Genomic DNA, 13,730 nt, shown 5'->3' with positions numbered 1-13,730 from the left:
CGGCGGCGATGGTGCTGCCACTTGGCATCTTTGCGCTGTTCGTTTTGTTCGTACTGCCAATTCCGCCATTGTTGCTCGACTTGTTCTTTGTCCTCAACATTGCGATTGCGTTTGCGGTGTTGATGGTGGCGCTGAACGCGCGCAAGCCGCTCGACTTCTCGTCATTCCCCAGCGTCCTTCTGTTCGCGACTTTGCTGCGACTTGCGCTCAATGTGGCATCCACCCGGATCGTGTTGGTGAAAGGGCACGAAGGGGGCAATGCGGCGGGCGATATCATTGCCAGTTTCAGCCAGTTTCTAGTCGGCGGCAATTTCGCAGTTGGGCTGTTCGTGTTCTCCATCTTGTTGATCATCAATATGATCGTGATCACAAAAGGTGCAGGGCGCGTTTCCGAAGTGTCCGCGCGGTTTGTGCTCGACGCATTGCCGGGCAAACAGATGGCGATTGATGCCGATATTGCCGCCGGATTGATCACCGCCGACGAAGCGCGCGATCGCCGCCGCGAAGTCACAGTTGAGGCCGACTTTTATGGGTCCATGGACGGTGCATCGAAATTTGTGAAAGGCGACGCCATCGCCGCGCTCTTGATTTTGGGCGTGAACATCATTGCCGGTTTCGCATTGGGCATGATCAGCCACGGCCTATCCGCCAGTGAGGCGGGCGAACTCTACATCACTTTGGCGGTGGGCGATGCCTTGGTAGCTCAAGTGCCTGCTTTGCTTTTGTCGATTGCAGCGGCCGCCATTGTTACACGTGTTTCCGACACCCGCGATTTGGCAGGGCAAATAGGCGGCCAGTTTTCCGATCCGCGCGGTTGGCTGCCGGTCGCCATGATATTGGCCGCGATTGGCATGGTCCCGGCTATGCCCCAAACCATCTTTCTTCCCGCCGCCGCAATCGCCGGCGCGATCTGGTGGACATTGCGCACCCGTGCGGCCGCGCCAGAAGTTGACGAAACACCGCTCGAAGAGGTGTCGCCAGACCGGATCGACATCGCCGATGTGTCTGATCAAACCTTGGTTACGATAGAGCTTGGTTATGGCCTCGTGCATCTGGTTGATGAAGACAAAGGCGCGCCGCTTTTGACCCGAATTACGGGCATTCGCAAACAATTGTCGCGCGATTTGGGTTTTGTCTTGCCGCAATTCCGCATTCGCGATTCCCTGGATTCCGGGGCCAATGAATATCGCGTCACTATGGGCGGATTGGTCATCGCGCATGGGTCGGCCAAGCCATCCAAATTGTTGGCGATCGACACCGGCGATGTGCGGCCAGGTCATGGTATCATGGGCGACGCGACCCGTGATCCCAGTTTCGATTGCCCGGCACTTTGGATTGATCCCGGCGCCCGCGATCATGCGGTTTCAGAAGGGTTCCTAACCGTTGATCCCAGCACCGTGATCGCCACGCACACCAACCAAGAACTGCTCGCCAAGAGCCATCAAATGTTAGGCCCCGAAGAAGTGCGGACGGTGATTGATGATCTGAAAGATCGGGCACCGGCGCTGCTTGAGGCGATCCATCCCGATCCACTGTCATTAGCCGCCATGACGCGCATTTTCCGGGCTTTGATCGAAGACGGCATCGCGTTGAACCATCCGCAACCGCTCCTCACCAGCCTTGCCCTAGCCCTGCAGAAAACAAAGGATTTTGACGCGATTATCGACATCGTGCGCAGCGACCTTGGCGCGCGATTGGTCGCGCAAATTTGCGAACCGGGCGAACGGTTGCAGGTCGTCACACTGGATGCCTCTCTCGAAGGGGCGATCTTGGGCGGCATGATCGATCCCGCCACTGGGCAACCGATCATAGAACCCGATTGTGCCAGTATGATCGCTGGCGGCATTATTGATTTGATCGATGCGGCCAACGCGCCGATCGCCCTAATCGTGCAACCACCGGCCCGCCGCGCATTGGCAGGATTGCTGCGTCAACGCGCAAGCCGATGTCTTGTTCTATCCATCAATGAATTGCCCGCGACCCAACCGGTCGAAGTCATTGGCGTCATCGGCGCAGAAGAACCCGCGCAATTGGCGGCACCTGGTGGTCTGCCATCCCCAGCCCAAGGAGCCATGGCAGCATGAAGCACGATCACGCCAGTTTCTCCGGTGCCAGAGCCTATATCACCGCATCGCGCGGCGAAGTCGAAGACCGCGTGCGGCGGTTCATGCCAATGGTCCACCGTGCGGCGTGGCATGTTTATGGGATGGGTCACGCCGGATTGGAAGTCGAGGATTTGGTTCAGGCCGGCGTCGTCGCGTTGACCGAATGCGCCCAGCGTCACAACGCCCCGACCGAAGATGGCTTTGCCGCCTACGCCAAGATTCGGGCGCGCGGCGCGATGATTGATGTGTTGCGCCGACAAATGAACGACACACGCACCGCCCGGAAAAAGCGGGCAAGATACAACCAAGCAGTCGAAAACGTTCGAGCACAAACCGGCGCCGATCCCACTCGCGGCGAAATCGCCAAAACGTTGGGCGTCAGCGACAGCGAATTGTTGGACATCGAAGCGTCTGCCATCACGTTGACATCGATCAGCGACGAATATGATGACGCCAACACCGCCTTCGCCAGCGAAGAGCCCGACCCATTTGAAGTGTTGTGCGGACAGGAGGATCGCGACCGGTTGATCGCGGCGATGACCGAGTTGCCCGACCGCCTCAAATTGGTCCTGCAATTGTTCTTCGTCGAAGAACTGAACCTGACGGAAATCGCCGAAGTGTTGGAAGTGAGCGTGCCCCGCGTCCATCAACTCCGTTCAAAAGCCTTAAAAGACCTACGCGGATTGATGGACGCGAGTTAGCCGGAATGGCCCGCAATCAATCGCCGTCGGCGTGAGCATCGGCCGCGTGGGTTGCGGCTTCGGAACCAACCGCCCCTTCGGCTGCGCCGCCGCCTTCCCACCAATAGGCCCGACGTGTTGCATCGCCGGTGGCGACTTCATTCATGGTCAAGGCGTCGTACAAACGCCCGCCCAACATCACATGAACGATGTCATCGGAATTCCGAATATCGACGCTGGGATCCGCGCTTAGAACAACAAGATCGGCCAGTTTGCCAACCTCTAGGCTGCCGATGTCATCGGCCATACCCAAAGATTGCGCCGAAGAGATCGTGCCCGCTTTCAACGCTTCAACAGGGCTCATGCCCCCGCGTGCGAAACTCCAAAGCTCCCAATGCGCATCGACGCCAGCCTGTTGGCCGTGTGCGCCAATCGAAACACGAACGCCGCGTTGCGCCAATTTGCGGGCTTCCCGCGCGGCATTGTCATCGACAAACGCCCATTCCGGCGCGGTCGTGCGGCGTCCGGTTTGCGCCATTAAAAGGCGCCGCGGTGTGTGGATCATCAAAGGGTGGTCGAACACGTCGGTCGCCTGACGCCAATAGGGATCACCCGCAAGACCGCCATAGGTGACGTTCAAAGTTGGCGTGTAGTTCGAATTGGATTGGCTGAAGAATTGTAGGACATCTTCGTAGAAAACGTCGCCAGGCACATTGTGTTCAATCGTCGAATTGCCATCCGCGATGAGGTTCATATCCATCCCGAACAGCGAGCCGCCCTCGGCCACGACCAACATGTCTTCGGCCGCAGCCGCACGCGCAACCATTTGGCGTTGTTCGCGGCGCGGTTGATTGTAGTTTTTGACCGAAATGCCGCCTTGCGCTTTGATCCGTTGGACGTGAGCCAAAGCGTCATCGTAACTGTCGATCCGCGCATACACACTGGGCGCCTTGGCTCCATAAATGATCTCACCTGTGGAGAAGATGCGCGGCGCCAACAGCAGTCCGGCGCGTTGGCGTTCGGCCGCGGCAAAGATTTGGCTCGCATCGTTGGAAGGATCATGAATGGTGGTCACGCCCATCGCCAGATCTTGAACCATCCGCCAGTTTTGTTGCGGGATGAAATCGCCAATCCCCTGTGGCCCGTGGGCGTGTGCATCGACCAGTCCAGGCATGATTGTCCGCCCGCTCGCATCGATCATGGTCGCGCCGTCAGGGATATCGATAGAGCCCGTTGCGCCGATTGCGGCGATCCGATCCCCTTCGATCACGATAACACCGTTGTCGATGACCCCGGCATCTTGATCATCGAGACCCGCCGCCATCGTCAAAATGCGGGCGCCTGTGATCACTGTTGTGCCTTCGGGTCGTGCGGATTGGACCGTCATTGCCATCGAGATACCGGTTTCCGGTGGGGAATACCCATCGTCATCCGTTTCTTCTGCCGGCGGTCCATCGCCAAAGAAATCGGCCACTTGCGCCTGACGCATTTGCGCGCCGATTGACCAATAGACGGTCTCGCCGCCGTTGGCCCAACCGATGTAATCCGCACCGCCTTCGCTGACCTTGGTGATCGGCAAGGCACCGCCGCTTTCGCTAACGGAAACCGCCTGACCGCCGGGCAGAAGCGGCATCGCGAACACTTCGTAATTCTGACGGAACGCAACCGTCATGCCGTCGGGCGCCACGCGGAAATCATTGGCGAGATCGCCTTTGACATGGGTGCGTTGGCGTTCACCGGTGAGATCGGAGGAAACAAGCGCAAGCCCGCCGCCTTCGCGCATGGTCATAAATATCCGTGCATCGTCAGCGCCAAATTGTGGGTTTGATCCCGCGCGGCTAACGCGGATCGCCTCTCCACCAGAAGTGGACAGCATATAGATGCCGGTGTTTTCCGAATAGCTGGGAGAGGTGAGATACCCGCCACTGCGTTTTTCAAACGCGATGTGGCTGCCATCGGGGGAGAATGTGAGGTTAGCGTAATGGCCCGGTTCTTGGGTGATTACGCGCGGGTTCGCACCGGTGCCGTCGGTGACGACAATCTGGCCCAATTCCTCATCGGTCCAACGGACATAGGCGATCTGTGCGCCATCCCGGCTGAATACGGGAAACGCTTCTATGGACCCATCCTGAGCCGTCGTAAGCGGCCGTGGTCCGTCCCGACCTCTGGCCGATTTGGTGTAAAGTCGGCCAAGGCTTTCGAAAACAACCCGGCTGCCATCGGGGGAAAGCTGCGCAAAGCGCGGCATCGACGTTACAAAACTATCCGGCGACACCTCAATGTCAGGGTGCGGAGCATCGGCCACGCCGCGCGTGTCGTCGATCGAAAACGGGATCACCGCCATATTTGATCCGTCGCGGTCAATCCGCCGCAATTTACCCCCGGCCCAGAATACGATTGAGCCGCCATCCGGGGTCCAATCCATGTTGGGATAGACGCCGTAAACCGCCCATGTTTCCTGCAAATCCAGATCGAGCGCGCCGTAAATCATCCGCTCTTGGCCGCTGGCGATGTCCTTCACCCAAAGCTGGCTTTGATCCCGGTCACGCCGCACAAACGCGATCTGCGTCCCGTCGGGTGAAGGTGTCGGCCGCACCGCGCCGCCATACCCGTCCACCGCCGTAGTGACTTCGCCCGTTTCCAGATCGTGCCGCTCAATCGCAAAAATCCCAGTTTGCGAATCTTGCGCGTATATAAAGGTGTTACCGGGCGTGGTGTTGCGCGTGTAATAGATCGCACCGCCATCGGGGGAATAGACCGGCTCTCCCAACTCTTTTTGCTGTTGTTCATTGGGCCGTTCAACGATGGCAACGCCGCCGCCGCCGGACACATGGTACATCCAAATTTCACCCGTCCCGGCCGAACGTCCGGTCGTGAAGTGCTTTTTCGCGATGATGAAACGACCATCCGGCGACCAGCTTGGTTGGTTGAGCAACCGGAAATTTTCATCCGTGACCTGACGCATGTCTGAGCCATCGGTGTTCATCACCCAAATGTTGTCGCCACCGCCGCGATCGGATGTGAATGCGATGCGCGATCCATCGGGAGAAAACCGCGGCTGCACTTCCCAAGCGAGGCCCGACGCGATCCGTGTCGGCGTGCCGCCCGTGATCGGCATAGTGTAAATGTCGCCCAACATTGTGAACGCCAAGGTTTGCCCATCGGGCGACACATCGACATCCATCCATGTGCCTTCATCGGTTTGGATCGGAACTTGTTCGATCGTCGCCCCGCGCGGCGCTTCGACGTCCCACGTTTCGCTATCATCATCCTGTGCGATGGCTGCAAACGGCATTGTGAGCACCGAACCGGCAAGCAAAGTGCCGGTGATTTGAGCGGTGAAACGACGCATGAATTCTCTCCCCTATTTGGAACAGGACACTAGCGGCGCGCAACGATATTGCTAGAGCAACCAGTCAGAAGCCAACCGGGATCGGACAAACAACGTGCTGCGCATCATCACCAACAATTTCGCGATCCTTACGGTTCTCGGTGTGGGTCTCGCCTGGTTTCAACCGGGTCTGTTCACTTGGATGACCAATGGCAGCATCACAATCGGCGGACAGCCGCTGCTTTCCATTGCATTGGGCCTAATCATGTTGGCGATGGGGTTGACGCTGACATTTGAAGATTACCGTCGCTTGACCACTTTACCCAAAGCGTTGGTCGCGGGTGTTGGCCTGCAATTTTTGGTAATGCCTCTGGCGGGCTTTGCGATTGCGTGGGGGATGGACCTAGAACAGGGATTGGCCGTTGGCTTGATCCTTGTCGCCTGTTGCCCCGGCGGCACTGCGTCGAACATCGTGACATATCTTGCGCGCGGCAATGTCGCCTTATCTGTGGCGATGACGATGGTCTCAACGCTCGCTGCGGTGGTTTTGACGCCTCTGTTAACGGGTGAACTTGCGGGGACCTTTGTTGAGATCGACCGTTGGAATTTGCTGCGCAATATGGTCGCGATTGTGTTGGTGCCGGTGGTGCTCGGCACGCTGCTCAATCAATTGTTCCCGCGCGCTGCGGCCCGGGTCAGCGCGATCCTGCCACTCATTGCGATCGTGTTGGTGATCCTGATCGTGGGCGGGATCGTGGGCGGTGCCAAGGCGCAGATTGCGCAGCATGCGGGCACATTGTTGATCGCCACTTTGCTGCTTCATTCTATCGGCTTTGGCCTTGGGTTTTTGCTTGCACGGGTACTGGGGCTGGGCGTGCCGGAACAACGCACCATTTCCATCGAGGTCGGCATGCAGAATTCAGGACTGGGCTCCGGCCTCGCCAAAACCCCCGCCTTTGCCGCGCAGTTTGCAGACATCCAACAAGCCGCTCTAGCCCCCGTGCCAGCAGCGATTTCTGCGGTGTGGCACGTGCTTATCGGGTCGATATTGGCAAGTTGGTGGCGTCGGCGTGGTTAGCCGTACATCCCCCGCTTGGGCCCCAAATATCCAAACAGATACGCACCAACTTTGCGCATCTGAATCTCCTCCGCGCCTTCGGTGATGCGATAGCGGCGGTGGTGGCGATAGATGTGTTCGAACGGTTTGTGCCGCGAATAACCGATGCCCCCATGCACTTGCATGGCGCGATCGGCGGCTTCACAGACCAGCCGGTTCGCCCAGTAATTGCACATCGACACTTTGTCAGAGATCGTATTCGCGATCTCTTTGTGCGGCATATTGTCCATCTGCCAGGCGGTTTTGTAGATCAGCATCCGCAGCATTTCGCATTGCGTCGCCAGCTCAACCAGTGGGAATTGGATCGCTTGGTTCTTGGCCAATTCTTCTCCAAATGGCTTGCGCTGGCGGGCGTATTTCACGCTTTCCTCAACGCAATATGTCGCTGCGCCCAATGAACCTGCGGCTTGGCGAATGCGGTTTTGATGGACGAAGCTTTGCGCCAGAGCGAGGCCTTTGCCCTCTTCACCAAGGATCACGCTTTCCGGCACCCAGACATTGTTGATCGACAACCGCGGGTGATCGGTCGGCATGTTGAAAGTCCACATCCACTCTTCGATTTTGATGCCTTCATTGGGGTTTGGAACGAGGAAACAGGTGATGCCCTGCGCGTCCCCAGCCTTACCGCTCGTCCGCGCAAACAGCGCGCAATGGGTCGCCTTGTGCATCCCGGTGATCCACATTTTCTCGCCGTCGATGCGAAATCCGGCCACACCGTCGCGGGTTTCCTTAACTGCTTTGGTTTCCATATGGGTTGCATCGGATCCATGCGCCCCTTCCGTCAGGCCAAAGGCGGCGCGTTTGGTTCGTTCAAAACCGCCATTGATGAATTCCTGTTTCTGCGCCTCGGTCCCGAATTGTTCGAACATTTCAACAAAGGGGAAATTGCCCACGATGCTGTGTTCGTTTTGCAAATCGTTGTGCAGGCCCAACCCCTTTTGCGCAAAGTGATCGCGGATCACGGCCATCCAAAGGTTTGATCCGTCCTTGCCGCCATATTTCTTGGGCGCAGAAAACCGCCAATGCCCGGCCTTGTCCGCGCGCGATGTGGCCTCTTTTAACAAGGCCTCCCATTCTTCATTCGGCAATCCTTCGCGATCCCAATCGGTGCGCGCGTCTTCGCGGCGGTGATCAAAAAACCGGATGTTGTCGTCTTGCTGTTCAAGCGGCTTGATCTCGGTGTCTATAAAGGCGTCGAGTTCGGCCAGATAATCCTGCAATTCTTGTGAGACTGCGAAGTCCATTCATTTTCTCCAAGCCATTTTTCACCCGCCGCATCAAGCGCAGGGTATTTCGGCACATCGCCGAGCAATTTGTTCAATCCATCCAACCTAAGCTGCGTAAGCAAGCCCGGCGTCTCCAAACTCTTTTCACCGTCGGAAATTTCGTCGGCAAGCTGCAAATCCGAACTGAACGCGAGAATCGAATCATCGCGCGCAATCATTCCCAACGCGTTGCGAGCGACCGCCAGTTGGAAACGGTCATGCCCTTCCATCTTGTCCTTGATGGTCGAAAGCCATTCAGAGATCGCGGTTGCAATTTCACCATTGCTGGCCTCGCCGTCCTCATCATCGAGGATGTCTTCAATCTCCAATGCGGGCCTGCGCTCCTCCGCCGGAGCATCTTCCTCCAACAGCATCAGCAGGTCCAATTCCTGTTCGCTGGTCCGCCGAGAAATCACCACACGTTCCAACATCCGGTCCGCACCGGTGCGCCATTGCTCCGCCATTCTAAGGCAGCCCATCGCCCACCAAACGGTACGATGGATCATCCAATAGCGGAACCGATCGCGGTCAATTTTGACACCGCTTTCGGCTTCGTAGGCGGCAAAATATTCCTCAAGCGAGCCAAGTCCCAAAGCGGGGCGATCGTACCGGGCGAACCGCCACACCGCCATACAGCCAAACGCCAGATCTTCATGCGGGTCGCCGAAATGGGCCAGCTCCCAATCGAGCACGCCGGTCAGCTTGCCGGGTTCTGCCAAAAGATTGCCCATCCTGTAATCGCCGTGGATTAGAACCGGATCGCATGGGTCGGGGCAATTGTCCTCCATCCATTTCAGGCCCAGCGCGATGATCGGGCGATCGCCGCCAGCTTCGTAAAACTGCGATTTAAGATCAGCGATAGCCTCTCTATAATCCATCACTGGTACGGCGCCGGGCAAGTCGGTGCGACCAATAGAATGAGTCCGCGCCAGATCGCGCGCCGCCTCCTTCAACAATCCCGCCGCGTCATCCATCGCCAAAATTTCTTTTGGATTGGGCGTGCCGGGCAATGCGCGCATAACAAATCCGCTGCCGATGTCGTCGTCCGGAGTTAATTCCGCCACAACTTCTGGTGCGGTCACCCCCTTTGCAAACGCGGCGCGGATGATGGCGGCTTCGACGTCGTGGCCAAACGGTCGGCCTTCCATAAATTCAAGGCTGGGCGCGCGGCGCAGAACATAGGCATCGGCCCCGCATGCAAAGCGCCAACTTTCCATAGTGGCCCCGCCCGTTAGGCGTTGCGGCGTTGATGGCGCACCAATGCCAGCGCGCGCGCAAACCCGCTCTAGACCAAGCAATAGTTCATCGGCGGCAATCATACTTCCATCTTCCAACTGTCTCCGTCTCGCACAACGCGCCCGCCGGTTGGCCGCGCAAAATGAGTGCCCAGCATCAAAGCGCCCGATGCGCCCAATTCTTCCAACATGCGCGCACGGGTGGCGGACGATTCGGCGCGGTCATAATCCGCGACAGTGGCCCAATCGGCCCGAGCAATCTGGCATGGGTGATGGAATGCATCGCCCGTGATCAACGCGGCTTCCCCTTGGGAATGCACAGCCACGCTGACATGACCCGGCGTGTGCCCCGTGGTTGGGACCAGCTGAATGCCGGGAATGGGTTCACACGGCGGATCAACCAATTCCGCCAAACCGGCTTGCATCACAGGCTCTACCGATTGTTCATGCACGCGTTTCTGTGTCGCCTGAAAACCAGCCTGATAACGGTCAAATGGACGTTCCAATGTGCTGGGATCAACGGGGTCTTTCTTCGCCTCCGCTTCCCAATGTTCGTATTCCGTCCGTGCAAAAAGATATCGAGCGTTGGGGAAGGTTGGCACCCATTCGCCGTCGATCAATTGCGTGTTGATGCCCACATGATCCAGGTGCAAATGCGTGCACAACACCATGTCCACTGCCGCCGGATCAAACCCAGCATCGGCAAATTTTCGAAGCAGTCCAAAATGTTGGCGATGCCATGCCGGATCGCTGGGCAAATCTTTCTCATCGCCAACGCATGTGTCGACCACGATTATCTTGCCGTCGATTTCAATCACAAAGCATTGGACCAGCGCCAACATCCGTCCATCTGCATCCACGAAATGCGGATGCAACCACGGGATCTGGGCGAGGGCCTCAGGCTTGGCTTTGCTGATCAGGCCATCCATGACCAAATCCTGCTCCACCACCGCTGTGATCGTTGCGTGCCCGATCTGCCACTGCGCAAGCGCATCGCTCATGCGGTCTTCCCCTTTCCCAATTTCGCTGCGAAGAGTGCACCGGAAACCCACCGTGCCGCAAGCGGTGCAATTTGTTAGTCTTGAAAACGGATCTGTGATGAAAAAACGCCATATTGCTCTCGCCGCTCTTGCCTTTGTGGGCGTTGGCGGCGCGACCGCCGCCTATGTTGCGACGCCAACCGTGCACGAAGGTTCTCCCGGAGAAGTGCCCGAATTGGGGCGGCCGGGCGATTTCAAGGTCGGCACACAGGAAATGACCTTTGCTCTGCGTGATCGTGTGACCTTCGGGAAACTGGATATGGCAACGGGCGGAACACAAACCGAAACGCGCGAATTGCAAGTGCGGGTGTATTACCCGGCGAACCCCGCTTCGGGCGCGGCCCCGATTGCGTATTCCCACACGATGGAACCACCGGGCATGGAACCGATCGTGTTCGATTATGAGGGGCGCTCATTCGCCGATGCGACGCCGGTTGATGCCGGTGAATATGCAGACCAATTCCCTCTCGTCGTCATGTCCCATGGCTTTAACGGCTGGAGCACCCAATTCAGCAATCTGGCCGAACATATTGCATCGCGCGGCTATGTGGTCGCGTCGATTGATCATGCCGATATGAAGTTGGAAGGGGCGACCGACTTTCTGCATTCCTTTGCAAAAGTTCTGGCCAGCCGATCACTGGATCAACGTCAGGTACTGGCCCAGATTCTCGACAATGTTGCCGCCGAACAAGACGGACCGTTCGCTTTGGTTGACGCGAAGAATATCGGCATGATCGGGTATTCGATGGGTGGTTACGGTGCCTTGGCCAGCGCCGGTGGCGATTACGATTATGACAGCAGCACGTTCGACGCCGTGCCCGACGACGCCATGGCACCGGTTCGGGCTGCGGCGGATGCGGAAACCGGGATCGATGCCGTCATCGCCTTTGCCCCGTGGGGAGGACAGCCGGACAATCGCGTCTGGTCATCCCAAGGGTTGGCGGGCATCACGGTGCCGGTCTTGCTGGTTTCAGGTGCGGAGGACGATGTTTCCAATTTTGACGAAGGGGTCAGCTGGATCTTTGATCAATTGTCCGCGACCAATCGGCATATGCTGGTCTATCGCAATGCGCGGCACAACATCGTCGGCAACGCTTTGAGTTTCGATGATGGCGCGCCGTTTCGCGCGATCGAATTCATGAATGAGCCGGTGTGGCGACAGGATCGCATCAACGGGATCAATCAACATTTCGTCGCGGCGTTCCTCGATCGGACGTTGAAAGGGGATGAAGCGATGGACGCTTATCTGAATGTCCCAACCGTAGATTCAAACGACGGCACTTGGGACATCGGCTTTGGCGAACAATTGAACGGCACAGTCGCCGGCGATGAAGCACCCAATCATTGGCGCGGCTTTCAACGCCGTTGGGCCTTGGGCTTGGAAATGCGTCGCAAGGCAGTGGGCGAATAACCAAACCCATGCGTAACAAAAAGGGGCCGCCCGGTTCTATCCGAGCGGCCCCTTTTTTGTGCCTAAGCAGAAACCCGTTTGGGTTTATGCGACGACGCTGTCTTTCTTGACGGTGATGACCTGAGGATAGGTGAATTCTTTCAAACCCTCCTTGCCATATTCGGCGCCAAAGCCCGATTGCTTGTGTCCGCCGAACGGAGCGAACGGGGACAGGTGCAGCGCTTCGTTGACCCAGACAGTGCCGGTTTCCAATTTTTCAGCCATCTCAACACCCTTTTCGGTGTCGGCCGTCCACACTGCACCAGCCAAACCGTATTCGGAATTGTTGGCGCGCGCGATGACTTCATCCTCGGTCGAGAATTTCATCAACGGCATAACCGGGCCAAACTGTTCCTCGGCAACGATCCGTGCGTCTTCCGGTGGGTTATCCAGAATGGTTAGCGGCACGAAATATCCCGAACCGGACGGATCTTTGTCACCGCCCAAAAGGAATTTGTAGCCGTTGTCCTTAGCGTCTTCGATCAGTTCAAGAACGCGGTCATATTGTTTCTTGTTCTGGATCGGTCCGACGCCGGTGCCTTGTTGCGCGCCATCACCCACGGTGACGTTTTTCGCGTAGTCGGCGATCGCCTGTGACAATTCATCATAGATGTCTTCGTGGATGTAGACGCGCTTTGCAGCAATGCAGATTTGGCCCGCATTGCTAAAGCTGGCCCAGAACAATTGCTCCGCGACCTTTTTAGGATCGGCGTCCGGCATAACGATCGACGCGTCATTGCCACCAAGTTCGAGCGTGATCCGTTTCAGATCGGCGCTCGCGCCTTCCATGATTTTCTTACCCGTCGCGGTCGAACCGGTGAAGGTGATCTTGTCGATGTCAGGATGCGATGTGATCATCGGGCCCAAATCGTCTTCGCCCGTGATGATGTTGACCACGCCCGCGGGGACTTTGTCAGCAATCAATTCGGCGATCCGCAGCGTTGTGAGCGGTGTAAACGGCGATGGTTTCAGAACGATCGTGCAACCCGACAACATAGCCGGTGCGATTTTCTGAACGGCCATCATTACTGGGAAGTTCCACGGCACGATGCCGCCAACCACACCCACTGGCACGCGGCGCGTGCGGCTAAGACGGGCGTCGCTGTCTTCGTTGATTTCATCGGCCAATTCCAATGTCGATTGCGCTGCGCTCATCCCGGCTGCGCCGAAAATTTCGCCTTTGGCTTGATCGTGCGGCTTGCCCTGTTCGCTGGTCAGCAAACGGTACAATTCATCGGCGTTCTCTTTGATCGCACCAGACATCGCCATGATAGCGGCGCGGCGTTCTTCGATCGGGGTGTTTTTCCATGTTTTGAATGCGGCGCGTGCAGCGGCAACCGCGCTGTCCAATTCGCTTTGTCCGCATGCCGGAACTTGGCCAATCACTTCTTCGTTTGCCGGATTGACCACATCGAGCCATTCGCCGGTGTCGATCATTTCGCCATTGATCAGGTTCTTATATTGAGTGACCATGTTTTTCCTCTCTCGTCCCAAATGGGATTAGCCA

The 13,730-nt window shown here is 57.5% G+C and carries 9 protein-coding genes; 4 read left to right on the top strand and 5 right to left on the bottom strand.

Going from position 1 to position 13,730, the window contains the following annotated elements; genetic code table 11:
• The first annotated feature begins 8 nt into the window (after positions 1-8).
• Both BQ8290_RS10790 and BQ8290_RS10785 read left to right on the top strand, forming a co-directional pair.
• On the top strand, positions 9-2,084 hold the full coding sequence (locus BQ8290_RS10790) for an FHIPEP family type III secretion protein (protein WP_108792307.1): 2,076 nt from the start codon (positions 9-11) through the stop codon (positions 2,082-2,084).
• A complete protein-coding gene (locus BQ8290_RS10785; protein WP_108790055.1) occupies positions 2,081-2,806 on the top strand; it encodes a sigma-70 family RNA polymerase sigma factor in 726 nt (241 codons plus the stop codon). Before BQ8290_RS10790 ends, BQ8290_RS10785 begins: the two co-directional genes overlap by 4 nt.
• A gap of 16 nt (positions 2,807-2,822) precedes the next feature.
• Here BQ8290_RS10785 and BQ8290_RS10780 read toward each other — a convergent pair whose 3' ends face one another.
• Positions 2,823-6,137: an amidohydrolase family protein gene (locus BQ8290_RS10780; protein WP_108790053.1), complete on the bottom strand. Its 3,315-nt coding sequence runs from the start codon at positions 6,135-6,137 to the stop codon at positions 2,823-2,825.
• 94 nt (positions 6,138-6,231) lie between these two features.
• Here BQ8290_RS10780 and BQ8290_RS10775 point away from each other — a divergent pair, with 94 nt between their 5' ends.
• Positions 6,232-7,194 carry a bile acid:sodium symporter gene (locus BQ8290_RS10775; protein ID WP_108790051.1) on the top strand — a complete coding sequence of 321 codons (963 nt, stop codon included), beginning with the start codon at positions 6,232-6,234 and terminating at the stop codon, positions 7,192-7,194.
• Here the strand turns inward: BQ8290_RS10775 and BQ8290_RS10770 are convergent.
• From BQ8290_RS10770 to BQ8290_RS10760, 3 genes are read right to left on the bottom strand one after another with little or no spacing between them, the layout of a single operon-like run.
• Positions 7,191-8,477, bottom strand: coding sequence for an acyl-CoA dehydrogenase family protein (locus BQ8290_RS10770; RefSeq protein ID WP_108790049.1), 1,287 nt, complete (start codon positions 8,475-8,477; stop codon positions 7,191-7,193). The genes BQ8290_RS10775 and BQ8290_RS10770 overlap by 4 nt on opposite strands.
• Positions 8,417-9,817: a phosphotransferase gene (locus BQ8290_RS10765; RefSeq protein WP_108790047.1), complete on the bottom strand. Its 1,401-nt coding sequence runs from the start codon at positions 9,815-9,817 to the stop codon at positions 8,417-8,419. Before BQ8290_RS10765 ends, BQ8290_RS10770 begins: the two co-directional genes overlap by 61 nt.
• On the bottom strand, positions 9,814-10,734 hold the full coding sequence (locus BQ8290_RS10760; protein WP_108792305.1) for an MBL fold metallo-hydrolase: 921 nt from the start codon (positions 10,732-10,734) through the stop codon (positions 9,814-9,816). The genes BQ8290_RS10765 and BQ8290_RS10760 overlap by 4 nt, the downstream gene beginning before the upstream one ends.
• A gap of 97 nt (positions 10,735-10,831) precedes the next feature.
• On the opposite strand from BQ8290_RS10760, the gene BQ8290_RS10755 reads away from it, so the two are divergent.
• Entirely contained in the window at positions 10,832-12,184 is a 1,353-nt protein-coding gene (locus tag BQ8290_RS10755) for an alpha/beta hydrolase family protein (protein WP_337661323.1), read from the top strand.
• Positions 12,185-12,268: 84 nt separating this feature from the next.
• Here BQ8290_RS10755 and BQ8290_RS10750 read toward each other — a convergent pair whose 3' ends face one another.
• On the bottom strand, positions 12,269-13,696 hold the full coding sequence (locus BQ8290_RS10750; protein WP_108790043.1) for an aldehyde dehydrogenase family protein: 1,428 nt from the start codon (positions 13,694-13,696) through the stop codon (positions 12,269-12,271).
• Positions 13,697-13,730 lie beyond the last annotated feature (34 nt).

Source organism: Erythrobacter sp. Alg231-14 (assembly GCF_900149685.1).
Taxonomy (GTDB): Bacteria; Pseudomonadota; Alphaproteobacteria; order Sphingomonadales; family Sphingomonadaceae; genus Erythrobacter.
This window is presented reverse-complemented; position numbering and strand designations above follow the sequence as displayed.